The sequence below is a fragment of the Lelliottia sp. SL45 genome (assembly GCF_026672535.1).
GTDB lineage: Bacteria > Pseudomonadota > Gammaproteobacteria > Enterobacterales > Enterobacteriaceae > Enterobacter > Enterobacter nimipressuralis.
Genome location: NZ_JAPPRH010000003.1, coordinates 1,936,044 through 1,953,327, shown reverse-complemented (window position 1 = coordinate 1,953,327; position 17,284 = coordinate 1,936,044). Strand labels below are relative to the sequence as shown.

General features: G+C 54.8%; 15 protein-coding genes and 1 pseudogene. 6 read left to right on the top strand and 10 right to left on the bottom strand.

The genetic code is table 11. The features are described 5' to 3' along the window. Nucleotides 1–14: 14 nt before the first annotated feature. Nucleotides 15–1,202, bottom strand: coding sequence for a CynX/NimT family MFS transporter (locus tag OVA10_RS15500; protein WP_268196271.1), 1,188 nt, complete (start codon nt 1,200–1,202; stop codon nt 15–17). Between the two features lie 99 nt (nt 1,203–1,301). Here OVA10_RS15500 and OVA10_RS15495 point away from each other — a divergent pair, with 99 nt between their 5' ends. Next, nucleotides 1,302–2,093, top strand: a complete 792-nt coding sequence (locus OVA10_RS15495; RefSeq protein ID WP_100780535.1) for an AraC family transcriptional regulator — start codon at nt 1,302–1,304, stop codon at nt 2,091–2,093. On the opposite strand, the pseudogene OVA10_RS15490 reads toward OVA10_RS15495, so the two are convergent. The 3 genes and pseudogenes from OVA10_RS15490 to OVA10_RS15480 all read right to left on the bottom strand — a co-directional run bounded on the left by OVA10_RS15490 (nt 2,077) and on the right by OVA10_RS15480 (nt 6,019). Beyond that, nucleotides 2,077–2,524 (bottom strand): annotated as a pseudogene (locus OVA10_RS15490) (DUF441 domain-containing protein). The gene OVA10_RS15495 and the pseudogene OVA10_RS15490 overlap by 17 nt on opposite strands. Before the next feature lie 108 nt (nt 2,525–2,632). Then, nucleotides 2,633–4,669 carry a glycoside hydrolase family 31 protein gene (locus OVA10_RS15485; protein ID WP_268196270.1) on the bottom strand — a complete coding sequence of 679 codons (2,037 nt, stop codon included), beginning with the start codon at nt 4,667–4,669 and terminating at the stop codon, nt 2,633–2,635. A gap of 15 nt (nt 4,670–4,684) precedes the next feature. Continuing rightward, nucleotides 4,685–6,019, bottom strand: a complete 1,335-nt coding sequence (locus OVA10_RS15480; RefSeq protein WP_107703850.1) for a glycoside-pentoside-hexuronide (GPH):cation symporter — start codon at nt 6,017–6,019, stop codon at nt 4,685–4,687. 286 nt (nt 6,020–6,305) lie between these two features. Here OVA10_RS15480 and yoaI point away from each other — a divergent pair, with 286 nt between their 5' ends. Next, complete coding sequence (gene yoaI, locus OVA10_RS15475; RefSeq protein WP_228483420.1) at nt 6,306–6,410, top strand: small membrane protein YoaI; 105 nt, start codon at nt 6,306–6,308, stop codon at nt 6,408–6,410. Between the two features lie 21 nt (nt 6,411–6,431). Here the strand turns inward: yoaI and OVA10_RS15470 are convergent, their stop codons facing one another. The 3 genes from OVA10_RS15470 to yeaG all read right to left on the bottom strand — a co-directional run bounded on the left by OVA10_RS15470 (nt 6,432) and on the right by yeaG (nt 10,564). Further along, complete coding sequence (locus tag OVA10_RS15470; protein ID WP_129034396.1) at nt 6,432–6,932, bottom strand: YbaK/prolyl-tRNA synthetase associated domain-containing protein; 501 nt, start codon at nt 6,930–6,932, stop codon at nt 6,432–6,434. 295 nt (nt 6,933–7,227) lie between these two features. Next, complete coding sequence (locus tag OVA10_RS15465; RefSeq protein WP_102103479.1) at nt 7,228–8,508, bottom strand: YeaH/YhbH family protein; 1,281 nt, start codon at nt 8,506–8,508, stop codon at nt 7,228–7,230. 121 nt (nt 8,509–8,629) lie between these two features. Beyond that, nucleotides 8,630–10,564, bottom strand: a complete 1,935-nt coding sequence (yeaG, locus tag OVA10_RS15460) for a protein kinase YeaG (RefSeq protein ID WP_100780530.1) — start codon at nt 10,562–10,564, stop codon at nt 8,630–8,632. Nucleotides 10,565–10,999: 435 nt separating this feature from the next. Between yeaG and OVA10_RS15455 the strand changes: the two genes are divergently transcribed. Together OVA10_RS15455 and OVA10_RS15450 are read left to right on the top strand one after the other, a co-directional pair. Next, on the top strand, nt 11,000–11,746 hold the full coding sequence (locus OVA10_RS15455; protein ID WP_107703848.1) for a MipA/OmpV family protein: 747 nt from the start codon (nt 11,000–11,002) through the stop codon (nt 11,744–11,746). Nucleotides 11,747–11,838: 92 nt separating this feature from the next. Continuing rightward, complete coding sequence (locus tag OVA10_RS15450) at nt 11,839–12,693, top strand: aldo/keto reductase (protein ID WP_268196269.1); 855 nt, start codon at nt 11,839–11,841, stop codon at nt 12,691–12,693. A gap of 38 nt (nt 12,694–12,731) precedes the next feature. Here the strand turns inward: OVA10_RS15450 and OVA10_RS15445 are convergent, their stop codons facing one another. Beyond that, a complete protein-coding gene (locus tag OVA10_RS15445; protein WP_100780527.1) occupies nt 12,732–13,616 on the bottom strand; it encodes a D-hexose-6-phosphate mutarotase in 885 nt (294 codons plus the stop codon). A gap of 74 nt (nt 13,617–13,690) precedes the next feature. Further along, nucleotides 13,691–14,686, bottom strand: coding sequence for a glyceraldehyde-3-phosphate dehydrogenase (gene gapA, locus OVA10_RS15440; protein WP_100780526.1), 996 nt, complete (start codon nt 14,684–14,686; stop codon nt 13,691–13,693). Between the two features lie 340 nt (nt 14,687–15,026). On the opposite strand from gapA, the gene msrB reads away from it, so the two are divergent. Then, complete coding sequence (gene msrB / locus OVA10_RS15435; protein ID WP_100780525.1) at nt 15,027–15,440, top strand: peptide-methionine (R)-S-oxide reductase MsrB; 414 nt, start codon at nt 15,027–15,029, stop codon at nt 15,438–15,440. A 41-nt stretch (nt 15,441–15,481) separates the two neighbouring features. Continuing rightward, entirely contained in the window at nt 15,482–15,760 is a 279-nt protein-coding gene (locus OVA10_RS15430) for a YeaC family protein (protein WP_100780524.1), read from the top strand. A 40-nt stretch (nt 15,761–15,800) separates the two neighbouring features. Here OVA10_RS15430 and OVA10_RS15425 read toward each other — a convergent pair whose 3' ends face one another. Then, a complete protein-coding gene (locus tag OVA10_RS15425) occupies nt 15,801–17,054 on the bottom strand; it encodes a glycoside hydrolase family 18 protein (RefSeq protein ID WP_268196268.1) in 1,254 nt (417 codons plus the stop codon). Nucleotides 17,055–17,284 lie beyond the last annotated feature (230 nt).

The window sequence follows — 17,284 nt, the reverse complement described above, 5'->3', positions numbered from 1 at the left end:
GCCTGCCGTCAGACTCAGTGGGGCGTGATCTCGCGGTCGCGCCCGGCAAGCACACCGCAGACCGCCATCACCACGCCAGCCAGCGCACAGGTGATGAGCGGGATCCGCCAGTCACCCGCGGTGTCGTGAATTTTCCCCATCAGCGGTGGACCACAGGCCGCCAGCAGATACCCGACCGACTGCGCCATTCCGGAAAGTGCCGCCGCCTGGTGCGCCGAGCTGGCACGCAGTCCGATAAAGGTCAGGCCAAGAATCATCGTCGCGCCGGAACCAAATCCATAGACAATCGTCCAGAGCACGGCCTGATCCGGCACAAACCAGAACCCGGCGAGACTCACCGCGCACATCAGTGCCGATAACCCGGCGATACCGCGCTGGTCTTTCAGTTTATGCAGCAGCAGCGGCACGGCAAGCCCCGGCGCTGCGGTCGCCAGCTGCAGCAAACCGTGCATCGATCCGGCCTCGGTTTCGCTGTAGCCGTGGCTGAGCAGAATTGCCGGCAGCCAGCCGATAATCACGTAGTAAATCAGCGAGTTAATGCCGAGAAACAGCGTCACCTGCCAGGCGAGGGCCGAGCGCCAGATGCCACGGTTGTGTAGCGCCCGCGCATTGCTTAAGGAGGCGGTATGTTTTTGTCGCCACTGGGGCAGCCACAGAAGCGTGGCTAACAGCGGGAACACCATCAGCATCAGCAGCGCGCCGTGCCAGCCCGCGCCGCTCAGGGCCAGTGGTACGATCATCGCTGAGCCCAGCGCTGCCGCCGCGCCCATGGTCAGGGAGTAGGCACCGGTAAGCTTTGCCACCTGGCCTGGAAAATCACGCTTAATCAGACCGGGCAGCAGGACGTTACCCAGCGCAATTCCGCAGCCAATCACCCCGGTGCCGATAAACAGTAGCGCAGCGGAGGGCAGCGAACGAAGGCCAATGCCCGCGCAGATGAGCAGCATGGCGAAAAACAGGCTGCGCTCCATGCCGATCTTCCGCGCCACACCGGCGGCGAGAGGGGAAATCAGCGCAAAGGCCAGCAGCGGCAGAGTGGTCAGCAGGCCAGTCTGGGCAGTCGTCAGGCCGTAGTCGTGACGAATCATGTCCAGTAAAGGGGCCGCACCAGTAAAGGTGACGCGCAAAGTGGTGGCAATCATCAAAATACCGGCAATCAACAGCAGGCGATCTTTGCCGGAAGAGGGAATAGCAGTAGTCATGGTTTTCTCTGACAACGTAACGAGGGCACACAATACCCGTTTTCCACCCTGTTTAAATCAAGCTAAAATGACACTTTATCGCTAATATCGGACAACTTTATGCAAGGTCTCGGACTTGACGGCTACGATCCCGACAGCCAGCACGATGCGGCCGTGGCGTTTCGCATCCGCGTGGTGGAAGACGAACAGCGCATCCCGCGCCACCAGCACCGTAAAGGTCAGCTGATCCTTGCCCTGCGCGGGGCCATCACCTGCGAAGTGGAAAACGCCATGTGGATGGTGCCCCCGCAGTACGCGGTGTGGATCCCAGGCCAAATCCCTCACAGCAACAAAGCTACGCCCGGCGCGCAGCTCTGTTTTCTGTTTATTGAGCCGGGCGCGGTGACGCTTCCGGAACGCTGCTGTACGCTAAAAATCTCCCCGCTGGTGCGCGAACTGATCCTGACGCTGGCGAGCAAAACCCGCGAGCAGCTGTTGCTCCCGTCCACCTCCCGGCTGGTTGATGTGCTGTTTGATGAAGTCCCGCAGCAGCCGCAGGAGCAGCTTCAGCTGCCGGTTTCGCCGCACCCTAAAATCCGCATGATGAGCGAAACCATGGCTGAGCAACCCGCCGAGTGGCAGACGCTGGCCCAGTGGGCAAGCCACTTTGCCATGAGCGAGCGCAATCTGGCGCGGCTGGTGGTGAAGGAGACGGGCCTGAGTTTTCGCCGCTGGCGTCATCAGCTGCAGTTAATCGTCGCGCTACAGCTGTTGATCGGCGGTAAATCGGTCCAGCAGGCGGCGCAGTCACTGGGATATGACTCCACCACCGCGTTTATTACGATGTTCAAAAAAGGGTTGGGGCAGACACCCGCGCGCTATATCGCCAGCCTGTCTACGACTTCCCAATAAACAGGGACACCAGCCCGGCGGCGATCAGCGGGCCGACCGGCACGCCGCGGAACAGCGCCACGCCGAGCACCGTTCCGACCAGCAGACCGGCGACGAGAGAGGGTTGCGAACTCATCAGCGTTACCCCCGCGCCCGCCGAGCCAGGAGACGAACACCCCCACGGCGATGGCCACTAGCGATTTCCAGTTCACAAAGGAGTGTAAAAGTGTCGAGGCCGGGAGCGTACCGCTGGCGATGGGAGCCATCACCCCGATGGTCAGAATGATGATCCCGATGGTCAGGCCCTGTTTTTCTATCCACGGGAAGAAAGTGTTGAGCGGCGTTACGCGCACGATAATTAACACCAGGATCGAAATGGCCACCGTGGTGTTGTGGCTGACAAAGCCCAGCGCAGCCAGCGCCAGCAGGATCAGCAGGGTAGGGTCAAACATGAGGGGTATCCTTGCCAGAAAAAAGTAAGCCTGCTTACTTTACCCGCAAAGGCGAGCGTAAACAGGCTTTTATCGACAAATCCCCCATTTTTGGGCAGCTGCCCGAGGCTAGCTCACTAACACCTTCACCAGCGGACTACTGTCGCGAATAAACACCGGAATCGTCTCCAGCGCCGCGTCGACCGTCACGCGTTCGCCGCCGCGATATCGCTCGCCGTTTAAAGCGATCCAGTGATCTCCTGCGGGAAGCCAGACGTCACGCTGGCGCTGCCCGGCGTGCATCACAGGTGCAACCAGCAGATCTTCGCCGAACAGATACTGATCTTCCGTCTCCCAGCTCTGTTTTTCCTGCGGATAGTGCCAGAACAGGGGGCGCATCAGCGGGTCGCCGTGCTGATGGGCATTCTCATACAGAGCATCAATGTACGGGCGCAGTTTTTCACGCACTGACAGCCAGTGCTGCATGATAGCGAAGTTCGCTTCGCCGTAGCTCCACAGCTCGTTGGGCGAGCCGCTGTTGCACTGAGGAATGCCGTCGCGATAGCGCTCTGGCGGCTGGATTTGCGGCTCACGATAGCCGTGCATGCGCAGTACCGGACAGAAGACCGCCCACTGGAACCAGCGAATCAGCAGCTCGTGGAATGCCGGATCGTTGACGTTTCCGCCCTGGAATCCACCGATGTCCGTGGTCCACCACGGGATGCCCGCCAGCCCCATATTCAGCCCGGCGGCCAGCTGGTTGCGAAACGCGTGGAAGGATGAATGTACATCGCCGGACCACGCCAGCACGCCGTAGCGCTGGCTGCCCGCCCAGGAACACCGCACCAGATTGACGATATCGCGCTCGCCGTTAGCGGTTAAGCCGTCGTAGAAGCCCTGCGCAAAATCGCGTGGATAGCGGTTGCCCACCTCCAGCACCGGGCCGGCGTGATAGCGATAATTATCAAAATCGTAGGCGCGATACTCCGGCTCGGCTTCATCCAGCCAGAACAGTTTGATGCCCAGATCGTAGTAGTTTTTCTTGACGGTCTCCCAGACAAACTCACGTGCCTGCGGATGGGTCGCGTCGAAAAAGGTGGTGTTGCCCATAAAGTCGAGATTCACCTGCACGCCGCGCTCGCTGCTGACCAGCCAGCCTTTGGCTTTCATCTGCGGGAACAGTGGGCTGCGCGCTTCGACGGTCGGCCAGACGGAGACCATCAGCTCGATGCCCATCTCAGTGAGTTCATCCACCATCGCTTTGGGATCGGGCCAGTCGACCGGGTCGAAACACCAGGTGCCCTGATTCGGCCAGTGGAAGAAATCAATCACCATCACAGCGAGCGGCAGGTTGCGACGGCGATATTCGCGCGCCACTTCCAGTACCTCCTGCTGGGTGCGGTAGCGCAATTTGCACTGCCACAGGCCGCTGATAAAGGCCGGGGCAGGCGGCGGAGTGCCGGTGGCGGTGACATACTGGCGGGTGATCTCCGCGATGCTGTCGCCTGCGGTGATCCAGTAGTCCATCTCCCCCGTGACGCGGGCGCGCCATTCGGTCTGGTTTTTGGCAAAGCTGACTTCCCCAATCGCCGGATTATTCCACAGCACGCCGTAGCCCAGATTCGACTGCATAAAAGGCACGCTGGCCTGAGAGTTGCGCTGGGCCAGTTCGAGGGTACAGCCTTTCAGATCCAGCCAGGGCTGCTGATACTGACCCATACCGTAAATCCGCTCCTCAGGGCGCGATTCAAAGCGCACGGTGAGCTGATACTTGCCGCCCGCCAGCGGTTTGAATTCGCGACCGTCGAGTTTCAGGGCGCTGACATATTTATCCTGGCTCTTTTCGCTGGCTCCAATCCCCACCGTTGAGCGCTGACGCCACATCTCCTCCAGCAGCAGCTCACCGCGCTGGTTATAGAATGCCAGCTGGCCTTTCAGATTCAGGGTGGCGGTGATGTTGCCGTTGCGCAGCGTCAGGCTTTCGTTCTCCGCGGTGATCTCCGCGGTGCAAGGAGCCGCGGGCAGAAGTGCCTGTAACGCTTCGCTGAAGTCCGGGGAGCAGGTGGCTCTCACGCGCAGGCTGTTTTTACCCCACGGCTCGATGCGCAGGATCTGCCGCTCAAAGCGCCACTCGATACTGTTGGTATGTTGAATGAGTTCACTCATGGTTAATGCGTCCTTTTACGAAAGACTGTGTTTGGCAAGGTTGATGGATTGCATGGTGCGGTCGTCGAGCTTGTACCAGCGCAGGGTGGCAAATGCGCACAGGGAGAGAATGCCCGGCACCACGGTAAAGAGGGCGATGATGCAGTACATGGCGGTGGAGGTTTGCTCCGGCGCGTTAGCCACATAGCCGCTGAAGCCCAGCGTCCAGCCGACGATGGCACCGCTGATGGCCATTCCCAGTTTGAGCACAGCGAGGAAGGTCGAGAAGATCACGCCGTCCATGCGTTTGCCCTGTTTCCATTCGCCGTAATCGGCGACGTCAGCCATCATCACCCACATTAAGGTGGTGGTGGCCTGATATAGGGTGGAAATAATGAAGGTGAGCGGTACCAGTACCACGACCATTTTCGGCGCGAAGAACAGGGCAATACTCAGCACGCCCGCCAGCACCGCGCAGTAGCCAAACATCTGTACTTTGCTGTAGTTTCGCGTCAGGCGTTTTGCCAGCGCGCTGCCCGCCGCTTTGCCGAGAATATGCGCACCGAGCATCCACATAAAATAGCTGGCGCTGCCGAGATAATAGGTGACGAAATACATCATCGCCCCTAGACGAATAACCCCAAAACCAATATTGGTTAATACCAGAACGGCAACCACGCGCCACTGATCGTTGCGCAATAAATCGCGTAATTCAGCCAGATAATTATTGTGCGTCGCGGGGGCGTTAATACGCTCGCGGGTATTTGCAAAACAGATCCAGAACATAATGACCGCAATCGTCGCCATTATTGCCATCGCCCAGCGATAACCGAGTAATTTATCGTCGCCGCCGAGAAATTCAGCCAGGGGCATCATAAAGAAGGTGGATAACGCACCGCCGAGGGTGGCGAGGAAAAAGCGATACGATTGAAGGGAAATACGCGCTTCGTTGTCCGGGGTAATCACTGCGCCCATCGAGCAATAGGGGATATTAATGGCGGTATACATCAGCATCATCACCGTGTAGCTGATGGTGGCAAAAATCATTTTGCCGTGAAGATCCAGCGACTCCGGCACGGCGTAGGTGAGCAGACAGCTGGCACCAAACGGCAGGGCCAGCCACAGCATCCACGGGCGGAATTTACCCCAGCGGGTACGGGTGCGATCGGCAATATAGCCCATCGCCGGATCGATAATCGCATCTGCCGTTCTTGCCAGCAGAAACATGGTTCCCACAAAGGCGGCGGGCAGACCGACGACGTCCGTATAATAAAAGGTCAGAAAGATAATAACGTTATCCAGCCCAATATGGCTCGCCATATCACCTAACCCATAACTGATTTTCTCTTTACGGGAAATTGTATTGCTCATGTTATTCACCTTGCCAGTGTAAGGTTTATTTGCGGGTGTTCTTGTATGCAGTGTTAAGCAGGCCGGGGGGGTTAACAATTACGAGATTTGGCAATGGACTTATGGAAATCCTTTTTCGTGATACCGGTAACAAATTATTGTGATATGGGTTGTATTTATCGCGAGGGGATTATTTTCACCAGAATCGTTTCAGCTTATTCGTATTCATCGGGCTGACCTGAATCTGTCATATCATTGTCATCTGTGGGGATTAAAAAGAGATGAACGCAGCAAAAGGGGAATCAACATGAACGATCACATGTTTGTTGAAACGCTGATTATCTCGTCGTCGTTTTTTACCATTGCGATAATACTGGTGGCCTCAGTGATGTTTCTGGAAAAACGCGGCTGACAGAACTGCCAGCCGGGAAGCTCAGGCGCGGCGAAACGCCACCAGCTCAGGCTGGGCGATGCGCAGGTAGTCATGGGTATTCATAATGACCGATTTTTCCAGCAGACCGGCGTTAAAGGCAATCTCATCGTAACGCTCGAACAGCAGGGGATCGGCAACCAGCGTCAGGTCCGGATGAAAGCTGAACGGGGGAATTGCCCCGAAGACGCAGGCGGTTAAAACGTCCACTTCTGCCGGGCTTGCAAGCGAAGCTTTGCTCCCGCCAAAATGGCTGGCTAATTGACTCAAATCGGCCTGCTGATCCGCCGCCAGAATCGCCAGCACATGTTTTTTCACCCCGTTACCCTTAACTTTACAGACCAGCGCTTTCGCACCCTGGCCAAGCGCCGTGCCGCGAATCTCGCTCACCGCTTCGCATTTTCCTACCGCCGCATGTTCCACCACGCGATATTGCGCGCCCTGGTCAGATAACAGCGCGATCAGCTGCTGGTGGGTGGCGGTGCCTTTTATCTCGTCTGACATGATCGTTATTTCCCTCGGGTTGTTAAGTCGTGCGACTACATTAGCACAGTGTATTTTAAGAGCATTAATTTCAAGAAACCGATAATGCCCACGCGTGGGCTATTTTTACGACTGCGCGATATTTACCAGGGAAATGACAGATACGGACATTTAACGGGCTATGCAAGAGTGAGAGGGCGGATAGGACGCTTATCTCGGGAATAATGGTGTGCATTATGCCGAGGGGTAAAAATCTCGACTGTATTAATGTGAGCCAGTAAATAAAACAGCCAGCGTTTGGGCGCTGGCTGTGAGTTTATGCGTTACTGGTACTTTGCGTGTGGAACAGTTCGCGGAAGACCGGATAAATATCATCCTGATCGCGGATATGCTGCATGGCAAAGTTATCGAACATCGCCTGCAGGTGTTCATATTCCCGCCAGAGCGTTTGATGCGCGCGCCGGGTAATTTCGATGTAGCTGTAATACCGCACCACCGGCAAAATTTTCTTCGCCAGAATTTCGTGACAGAGCGGGGAGTCATCCGCCCAGTTATCGCCATCGGACGCCTGCGCGGCATAAATATTCCACTGCGCCGGGTCGTAGCGCTCTTTCACCACTTCATCCATCAGCTTCAGGGCGCTGGAGACAATGGTCCCGCCGGTTTCCTGAGAGTAGAAGAACTCGTGCTCATCCACCTCTTTAGCCTGCGTGTGGTGGCGGATATAGACGACATCCACGTTCTTATAGGTTCTGCTCAGGAACAGGTAGAGCAGAATATAAAAGCGCTTCGCCATATCTTTGGTGGCTTGATCCATCGAGCCGGAGACGTCCATCAGGCAGAACATAACCGCCTGGCTGGAAGGTTCCGGACGTTTCTCGTAGTTCTTGTAACGCAAGTCAAAGGTGTCAATAAACGGCACGCGCTCGATTTTCGCCCGTAGTTCGGCAATCTCTTTGCGCAGCCGTTCTTCCTCCAGCAGTTGCGCAGGCTCGCTGTTTTCAACGGTCTTAAGGCTGACCTCAAGCTCGCGCAGTTCACGACGTTTACCCGCCGTCATCGCGGTGCGTCGGGCCAGCGAGTTTTGCAGGGAACGCACTACGCTAATATTCGCCGGAACGCCGTTGGCGGTATAACCGGCGCGGTGGGTTTTGTACTCGTTTAGCTGACGGTGCTGATTTTTTTTCAGGTTTGGCAGCGCCAAATCCTCGAACAGCAGATCGAGATACTCATCTTTGGAAATCTGGAAGACGAACTCATCCTGGCCTTCACCGTCCTGACTTGCTTGCCCCTGACCGCTTCCTGAACCACCGCCGCCGCCCTGCGGGCGTTCAATGCGATCGTTCTGCACAAAATGGTCGTTACCTGGGTGTACGCGATGGCGCAAGCCGCCCCGTCCCTGATGGAACATCGGTTCGCTAATATCATCCGTCGGGATAGAGACGGACTCGCCGCTATCCACATCGGTCACCGAACGTTTGTTGATGGCCTCGGAGATCGACTGTTTAATTTGCGCTTTATAACGGCGCAAGAAGCGCTGGCGGTTCACCGTGCTCTTGTTTTTGCCGTTAAGACGCCGGTCAATAAACCAGGTCATATGCCCCCCGTACTGCATTGCCAACTTTTGCACTCCCTGTTTGCCGGATGCGCTGCGCTTATTCGGCTAACGGAAGGTTGTCGTTGTCGGCCCGATGGCGAAAAGCCACCGGGCACTTTTGTTAAGACGATTTACGTACGCGCAAATACCATTCGCACAGCAGACGAACCTGCTTGCGGGTATAGCCTTTCTCCATCATGCGGTCGACAAAATCGTCGTGCTTTTTCTGCTCGTCGGTTGAGGTTTTGGCATTAAACGAAATGACCGGCAACAGCTCTTCGGTATTCGAGAACATTTTCTTCTCAATAACCGTGCGCAGTTTTTCGTAGCTGGTCCAGTTCGGGTTACGTCCGCTGTTATGCGCTCTGGCGCGCAGCACGAAGTTCACGATCTCGTTACGGAAGTCTTTCGGATTACTGATCCCGGCCGGCTTCTCAATTTTTTCCAGTTCCGCGTTCAGGGATTCACGGTCAAACAGCTGGCCGGTATCCGGGTCGCGGTATTCCTGATCCTGGATCCAGAAGTCCGCATAGGTGACATAACGGTCGAAAATGTTCTGCCCGTATTCGGAATAGGATTCCAGGTAGGCGGTCTGGATCTCTTTGCCGATAAACTCGGCGTATTTCGGAATCAGATAGCCTTTGAGGAACTCAAGATACCGTTCCGCCAGATCCTGCGGGAACTGCTCGCGCTCAATCTGCTGCTCCAGAACGTAGAACAGATGTACCGGGTTGGCCGCCACTTCGGCGTGATCGAAGTTGAACACGCGGGAGAGGATTTTAAACGCGAACCGCGTGGACAAGCCGTTCATCCCTTCGTCGACACCGGCGTAATCGCGATACTCCTGATAGGACTTCGCTTTCGGATCGGTATCTTTCAGACTTTCGCCATCGTAGACGCGCATCTTCGAATAGATGCTGGAGTTTTCTGGCTCTTTCAGACGCGACAGAATCGAGAAGCGCGACAGCGTTTCCAGGGTTCCCGGCGCGCAAGGGGCATGCACCAGCTCACTGTTGTTAAGCAGTTTTTCGTAAATTTTGATCTCTTCGGAGATCCGCAGGCAATAAGGCACTTTGACGATGTACACACGGTCAAGGAACGCCTCGTTGTTTTTGTTATTACGGAAGGTGACCCACTCTGATTCGTTCGAGTGCGCCAGAATGATCCCGTTGAACGGCAGGGCGGAAATACCTTCCGTCCCGTTGTAGTTCCCTTCCTGGGTGGCGGTCAGCAGCGGATGCAGCACCTTAATTGGCGCTTTAAACATCTCCACGAACTCCATCACACCCTGGTTGGCACGGCACAGCGCGCCGGAATAGCCATAGGCATCCGGATCGTTTTGCGCGTGGTGTTCCAGTTTACGGATATCGACCTTACCGACCAGCGCGGAGATATCCTGGTTGTTCTCATCGCCCGGCTCGGTCTTGGCAATCGCAATCTGCTGCAAAATGGATGGCCAGACTTTTACCACGCGGAATTTGGTGATGTCGCCGCCAAACTCATGCAGGCGCTTCGCCGCCCACGGCGACATGATCGTGCCGAGATAGCGGTTCGGGATGCCAAACTCTTTATCCAGAATTTGGGCATCTTCTTGCGGATTGAACAGGCACAGCGGATGATCGTTAACCGGGCTGCGTTCTCCGTTGGCGCTAAGAACATAGATCGGCACGCGCTGCATCAGTGATTTCAGGCGTTCTGCCAGGGACGATTTACCGCCACCGACCGGACCTAATAAGTAAAGGATCTGTTTCTTCTCTTCCAGACCCTGAGCCGCGTGTTTCAGGTACGAAACAATCTGCTCGATGGCGTCTTCCATGCCATAAAATTCTTCAAAAGCGGGGTATCGTGCAACCACACGATTCGAAAAGAGACGGGAGAGCCGTGGTTCGAGGGCAGTGTCGACCATGTTTGGCTCACCGATAGCCATCAATAGCCGTTCTGCCGCATTGGCATAGGCACTGCGATCTTGCTTACAGACAGCAAGAAACTCCTGCAGTGTGAACTCTTCGTCCTTGGCAGCTTCATAGCGCTGGCGATAGTGATCGAATATATTCATGGCATGCCGTCCTTTCGTTTTTTAGCACAGGAAAAGAGCCGTTCGTATGAATAGTGGAGGCTCCTGGAAGCGTCTTCACCCCCGCACCTCAGTACCAGAGCAGCAACCCGTGTGCCAGGTCTTGTGCTCTCAACCGCCGGGCGTACAGCAATTCATCTTCCTAAAATTAAGCGTAGATGGCATTTGCAAAACTTGCATGCCTCCAGAATCTAATTTCAATGACATATCAATAACTCATCCAAAAAATCTGCGGCGAGATTCAGGATAAAACGTCGACTTTCACTGCCTCGTCACATAAATGAAAGCCTCCGGTCATCTTAAATGATGAAAATAATCGGTTAATTAAACTCATTAGCGGGCAAAAAATTTTGGGATGTGTGGGCAGGGCGGTTACACTTCACTCGCTGATTATTTGACTACAGGAAAGAATGGATTGTGACCAAACTCAAACTTCTGGCATTGGGCGTACTTGTCGCCACGTCCGTTAGCACCGCTCACGCGGCCGATCAGTGGTCCGTTGGCGCAGGCGTCGGCGTTATCAACAGCCCGTATAAACAGTACGATCGCGACGTTTATCCGGTGCCAGTGATCACTTATGAAGGCGATAATTTCTGGTTCCGCGGCCTGGGTGGCGGTTACTACCTGTGGAATGACAACACAGATAAGCTCTCCATCATGGCGTACTACAACCCGATGCACTTCAAACCGGGTGACAGTGACAGCCATGCGCTGCGTCAGCTCGATAAACGCAGAAGCACCGTAATGGCGGGGCTTTCCTATGTTCACAACACCCAGTATGGCTTCCTGCGCACTGCGCTTGCGGGCGATACGCTGGACAACAGCAACGGGTTTATCTGGGATCTGGCCTGGTTGTACCGCTACACCAACGGCGGCATCACGCTGACGCCGGGTATCGGTGTGGAGTACAGCAGCGAAAACTACAATGACTACTATTATGGGGTGTCCCATAAAGAGTCTAAACGTAGTGGCCTGAACAGCTATGACGCGGATGACGGCTGGAACCCGTACCTGGAACTGACCGCAAGCTATAAGTTTGCCAGCGACTGGAATCTGTACGCCTCTACCCGTTACACCCGTCTTAGCGATGAAGTGAAAGACAGCCCGATGGTTGATAAGTCCTGGGCCGGTCTGTTCTCTGCGGGCGTGACCTACAGTTTCTGATTGTGCACTTTTACGGTGCATTCTGTGCATGACAACGGGGCGCTTGCGCCCCGTTTGCTTTATCGTGGTGCGGAGGAAAACAGGAGAGAAACATGTCAGATAAAACCGTGATTTTTGCTGACCGTTTTACCTTGCCGGCGATGGGGCAGGGAACCTGGTATATGGGTGAAAACGCCGGTCAGCGGCAAAACGAAGTGGCTGCACTGCGAGCGGGCATCGATATGGGGCTGACGCTTATCGATACCGCCGAAATGTATGCAGATGGCCGAGCCGAGGAGGTGGTGGGCGAGGCAATCAAAGGCCAGCGCGATCGCGTCTTCCTGGTCTCCAAGATCTATCCGTGGAATGCGGGCGGGAAAAAGGGGATAGCGGCCTGCGAGGCCAGCCTCCGTCGTCTCGGCACCGACTACATCGACCTTTACCTACTGCACTGGCGCGGAAACTACGGTCTGGACGAGACCGTTGAGCTGATGCAGACATTGCAACAGCAGGGCAAAATTGGCCGCTGGGGTGTGTCTAATTTCGACCATGACGATATGCAGGAGCTGTGGGGCGTCGACGGCGGTGCGGAGTGTGCCGCCAATCAGGTGCTTTATCATCTGGCCTCGCGTGGCATTGAATACGATCTGCTTCCCTGGTGTCAGCAGCAGTCGATGCCGGTGATGGCCTATTGCCCGCTGGCGCAAGCCGGACGGTTACGCTCTGGCTTGCTCAATCATCCCGCTGTGAATGACATCGCGCAACATCATCATGCCAGCGCCGCACAGGTGCTTCTTGCGTGGGTGATTAGCCATCAGGGTGTTATCGCCATTCCAAAAGCGGCGTCGATTGAACATGTGAAAGAGAATGCAGGCGCGTTGGCGTTAACGCTTTCGGCTGAAGAACTTGCGCGGCTGGATGCAGCGTTCCCGGCACCGGGGCGTAAAACAGCACTGGACGTGGTGTAACGAAATTTCCCCTCTCCGCGCAGAGAGGGGAAACAGGATTAGCGTTTAACGATTTTGATGGTCTGACCCAGGCGGGAAGGTTTATCCGCGCTGGTTTTCTGCGGTGCGGTGACGCACGCGGTTTCGACGCAGACAAAGGTTTTATACCCGTCGTCCGGTACGTCAGCCATGCTCACAGAGAGCGCCGGGCCTGGGTTCCAGCCCACCACATTGCTGTGATGGTGGTGAACCACTTCAATACCACGGTTGAGCGCCGCATCGTGTATCACGCTGCAGGCTTCCGGGTTCAGATAGACGCGGTCGGTACGATCCGGGAAGGTCTGCACGCCGTCGCTCAGTTTACCTTCTTTCGCGTTATCCACTTTATCAATAAAGCGATCGCCAAAGCCGCTCACTTTCACATCCGCAATGTCGCCGACGTTGAAATAGGTGTGCAGTGCAGAGGTGGTTTCAAACTCACCGTGCGCTTCCAGCTCAATTTCACAGGTTTGACCCAGTTTGAAACGGGCATACAGCGTGAAGTCATGCGGCCACAGCGCGCGGGTTTCGTCATTGCTTTGCAGTTCGAAGGTCAGCACGGCGCCGTTATCATCTTCGTTGTGCGCTTTCAGCGTCCACTGTTGGTTACGGGCAAATCCGTGCGCTGGCAGGCCTGCTTCAGCGGCAGGGCCAAACCACGGCCAGCAGATAGGTACGCCACCGCGAATTGCCGCCCCTTTCTTGAAAGAGGTCGCCGCGCTCAGCCACAGGCCTTCTTCTTCGCCTTCTGGTTTCCAGGAGAGCAGGTGGGCGCCATTGAGGGCCACAGAGGCTTTCACGCGCGGGTGGTCGACGACAATAATATCCGCGCCATCAATCTGGCGGCGGGAGAGTACAGGGGTAAGTTGTTCGACTACTGGAAGTGCAAAAATTTTGTGAATCATTACGCAATCCTCTGTCTTTAAGCATAAAAAAAGGCGACCGAGGTCGCCTTTTTGGATCAGTATCTCATCTCAACTTATTTGGAGATGTGAGCGATCAGGTCCAGTACTTTGTTAGAGTAGCCAGTTTCGTTGTCGTACCAGGAAACCAGTTTCACGAAGTTGTCGTTCAGTGCGATACCTGCTTTAGCATCGAACACAGAAGTGCACACTTCGCCGTTGAAGTCGGTAGAAACAACGTCGTCTTCGGTGTAACCCAGAACGCCTTTCATTGCGCCTTCAGAAGCGGCTTTGATAGCTTTCTTGATTTCTTCGTAAGACGCTGCTTTTTCCAGACGAACGGTCAGGTCAACAACGGATACGTTTGGAGTAGGAACGCGGAACGCCATACCAGTCAGTTTGCCATTCAGTTCTGGCAGTACTTTACCTACTGCTTTAGCAGCACCGGTAGAGGATGGGATGATGTTCTGAGCTGCGCCGCGGCCGCCGCGCCAGTCTTTGTGAGACGGGCCATCAACGGTTTTCTGAGTTGCGGTGGTCGCGTGAACAGTGGTCATCAGACCTTCGATGATGCCGAAGTTGTCGTTGATAACTTTTGCCAGCGGAGCCAGGCAGTTGGTGGTGCAGGATGCGTTAGAAACGATGTCCTGGCCTTCGTATTTGTCAAAGTTAGCGCCTTTAACGAACATAGGCGTGTTGTCTTTGGAAGGACCAGTCAGAACAACTTTCTTCGCACCAGCGGTGATGTGTTTACGCGCAGTTTCGTCGGTCAGGAAGATACCCGTTGCTTCAGCAACAACATCAACACCGATTTCGTTCCACTTCAGGTTAGCTGGATCTTTTTCAGCAGTAACACGGATGGTTTTGCCGTTAACAACCAGGTGGCCGTCTTTCACTTCAACGGTGCCATTGAAACGACCGTGAGTTGAGTCGTACTTCAGCATGTACGCCATGTATTCAGCGTCCAACAGATCGTTGATACCAACGATTTCGATGTCAGAACGTTCCTGAGCAGCACGGAAAACAATACGGCCGATACGGCCAAAACCGTTGATACCTACTTTGATAGTCATATATTCCACCAGCTATTTGTTAGTGAATAAAAGGTTGCCTGTAAAATTACAAAAACCTTACGCAGCGTCAAGCGGAATCGTGTCAATCATTGCGACAAATCAATCCTGCGCATAACCTTTGTGCGACTGACAGCCTCACTTTCCCTTTGAGCTAGCAACCACATGGGGGCTGCGCCCGGGATTTTAAAGGGCTATCAGGATAAATATGTGAGCAAGATCACAATTGCCTGACTGCCGTACCGCAACGCATAAGTTTAGAACAAAAGTTCACACTTCAGTGTTAATGTTTTGTTAGAATTCGCGATGAAAGGTATCTGTTTCTACAGCGAGATCTGAGCATATGTCGAATCAACGTAACCCTGACGAACTCAAAAAAAATCTAACAGAAATGCAGTTCTACGTGACGCAGAACCACGGAACTGAACCCCCATTCACCGGGCGTTTGCTGCACAATAAGCGCGATGGCGTCTATCACTGTCTGGTGTGCGATGCACCGCTGTTTAATTCCCAGTCAAAATATGATTCTGGCTGCGGCTGGCCGAGCTTTTACGAGCCTGTCAGCGACGAGGCCATCCGCTATTTAACGGACTCTTCACACGGTATGCAGCGCACAGAAATCCGCTGCGGAAACTGCGATGCTCATCTCGGACACGTTTTCCCGGATGGACCACAGCCTACGGGTGAGCGTTTCTGTGTAAATTCGGCGTCGATGAGCTTCTCTGATGACGAAAATGGCGACCAGACCAAAGGTTGAAAAACCGATTCAGCAAATTATTCCATCACAGCGGATTTCTCATGAATATTGATGACATGATTAACAGTATGACGCCGGACGTGTATCAGCGTCTGGTGACAGCCGTAGAACTGGGGAAATGGCCAGATGGCGTGGCGCTGACGGCAGAGCAAAAAGAGAACAGCCTGCAATTGGTGATGCTGTGGCAGGCGCGCAATAACAGCGACGCACAGCACATGACCATCGACACGAAAGGCCAGATGGTGATGAAGAGTAAGCGCGAGCTGAAGGAAGATTTTGGCATCACGCCAAAACCGATTGCGACGATGAAAATGCAGTGACCACAGGCCGGGCAAGCGCTAACGCTGCCCGGCAATGGAGTTAGTGCTTAATCCCTAACGACGTTGCTAACTGCTTCGCCAGCTGGTTGTGGTCGTCCGCGCCATACTCCCAGAACATCGCGCCACCCAGACCTTTCTCTTTGATGTACTGCGCCTTCAGGTCGACCGAACGCGGGTTTTCGTACGACAGAGCGAACAGTTCCTTGCCCTCCGCCGATTTCACCGACAGCCACGGCACTTTCGCCTGATCGTCCCAGTGCTCGGTAAAGCGTTTTTGCGGATCGTTAATCAGCTTGCTGACAATATCGTTGTACTTTACGTAGGTATCTTTGGTGAGGTCATAGCCCAACGCCTTGAACAATCCGATCTCCTGCGCACCGAAGTACGGCTGTGTCACCGGGTTTTTCTCAGCATCTGTTTTTGTCCAGTCGATGCCTGGCTCCACGCTGCGTTTTGGCACGCGCCCGTAAAAACCAATCCCTAAATTCATCTGCTCAGGTTTCAGCCCGGCAGCGAGGTAGTTGTTGACCACAAAATCAGCGCTGTATTTGTCCGCTGCGGCCACAGTCGGCCACTTAGTGGAGTCATACAAATTCGAGTTAAAATACTGCGTGCCGTAGGCCATATCGTAGGTCATCAGATTGATGTAGTTCAGATACGGCGCGATCGCTTTGACGTCGACCCAGCTTTTTGGGCTTTCGGCATTCGCCCCCAGTGCGACAGTCACCAGCTTTTCTTTCGGCAGCGCTTCGCGGATCTCCTTCAGCATGGCGGTGAAGTTGTCTTTATCGGCGGGCTGCTTATCCACCAGACCCCACGCACCGTTCACCGGGTACTCCCAGTCGAGATCGATGCCATCAAGCCCGTAGGTCGTGACGATCTCCTGCACGGAGCGAATAAACACGGCGCGGCTCTCTTTGCTATCCGCGGCGCCGGAGAATCCGCGCGCCCCCCAGCCACCAACAGAGAGCAGGACTTTAAGCTGTGGGTTTTGCTTACGCAGTTCAGGGATTTTATGCAGATCGGCGGTTACCTTCGGCGAGAGCCAGATTTGGTGCAGCTTACTGGCGTCTTTCAGCGCGGCGTTGGTTTCACCCGCTTCGTTGTTATAGATAAGACCAAACGAGTAATTGAGGTGGGTAATCTGGCGAACATCCAGCTTATCGATGTCACCTCCCGGCCCGGCAGTCACATCGCCGCCACCGTTGAAGTAGCCTACGGACATCAGGTCAGCCGCAAAAAGGGCAGGAGCGCAGAGCAGGGGTAAGGCTGCCATCACAGGCAATAGATTCATAACGTATCCTCTTTGACTAAAAAAAAGTACGTCACATCAGGGATGTGACAAAAAATAGCCAAATGAGGATAGCAGTGCCGCTTCGCTGAAACTGCGAGAGAGGTTGAATTTTTGTTATACCGGAAACAAAAGGCTGTTAACGGCAGGCACCGCAGCGCGTAACTGTCCGGAAGCGGAAATGGCGAGCCCAAAGCTAGAGTGAGGCTTGGGAAAAACGGTGAGGCGTCAAA

Excerpts from the sequence above, each read along its gene's own strand:
- OVA10_RS15500 (WP_268196271.1), bottom strand. The coding sequence starts at position 1,202 with ATGACTACTGCTATTCCCTCTTCCGGCAAAGATCGCCTGCTGTTGATT.
- OVA10_RS15495 (WP_100780535.1), top strand. The coding sequence starts at position 1,302 with ATGCAAGGTCTCGGACTTGACGGCTACGATCCCGACAGCCAGCACGAT.
- OVA10_RS15485 (WP_268196270.1), bottom strand. The coding sequence starts at position 4,669 with ATGAGTGAACTCATTCAACATACCAACAGTATCGAGTGGCGCTTTGAG.
- OVA10_RS15480 (WP_107703850.1), bottom strand. The coding sequence starts at position 6,019 with ATGAGCAATACAATTTCCCGTAAAGAGAAAATCAGTTATGGGTTAGGT.
- yoaI (WP_228483420.1), top strand. The coding sequence starts at position 6,306 with ATGAACGATCACATGTTTGTTGAAACGCTGATTATCTCGTCGTCGTTT.
- OVA10_RS15470 (WP_129034396.1), bottom strand. The coding sequence starts at position 6,932 with ATGTCAGACGAGATAAAAGGCACCGCCACCCACCAGCAGCTGATCGCG.
- OVA10_RS15465 (WP_102103479.1), bottom strand. The coding sequence starts at position 8,508 with ATGACCTGGTTTATTGACCGGCGTCTTAACGGCAAAAACAAGAGCACG.
- yeaG (WP_100780530.1), bottom strand. The coding sequence starts at position 10,564 with ATGAATATATTCGATCACTATCGCCAGCGCTATGAAGCTGCCAAGGAC.
- OVA10_RS15450 (WP_268196269.1), top strand. The coding sequence starts at position 11,839 with ATGTCAGATAAAACCGTGATTTTTGCTGACCGTTTTACCTTGCCGGCG.
- OVA10_RS15445 (WP_100780527.1), bottom strand. The coding sequence starts at position 13,616 with ATGATTCACAAAATTTTTGCACTTCCAGTAGTCGAACAACTTACCCCT.
- gapA (WP_100780526.1), bottom strand. The coding sequence starts at position 14,686 with ATGACTATCAAAGTAGGTATCAACGGTTTTGGCCGTATCGGCCGTATT.
- msrB (WP_100780525.1), top strand. The coding sequence starts at position 15,027 with ATGTCGAATCAACGTAACCCTGACGAACTCAAAAAAAATCTAACAGAA.
- OVA10_RS15430 (WP_100780524.1), top strand. The coding sequence starts at position 15,482 with ATGAATATTGATGACATGATTAACAGTATGACGCCGGACGTGTATCAG.
- OVA10_RS15425 (WP_268196268.1), bottom strand. The coding sequence starts at position 17,054 with ATGAATCTATTGCCTGTGATGGCAGCCTTACCCCTGCTCTGCGCTCCT.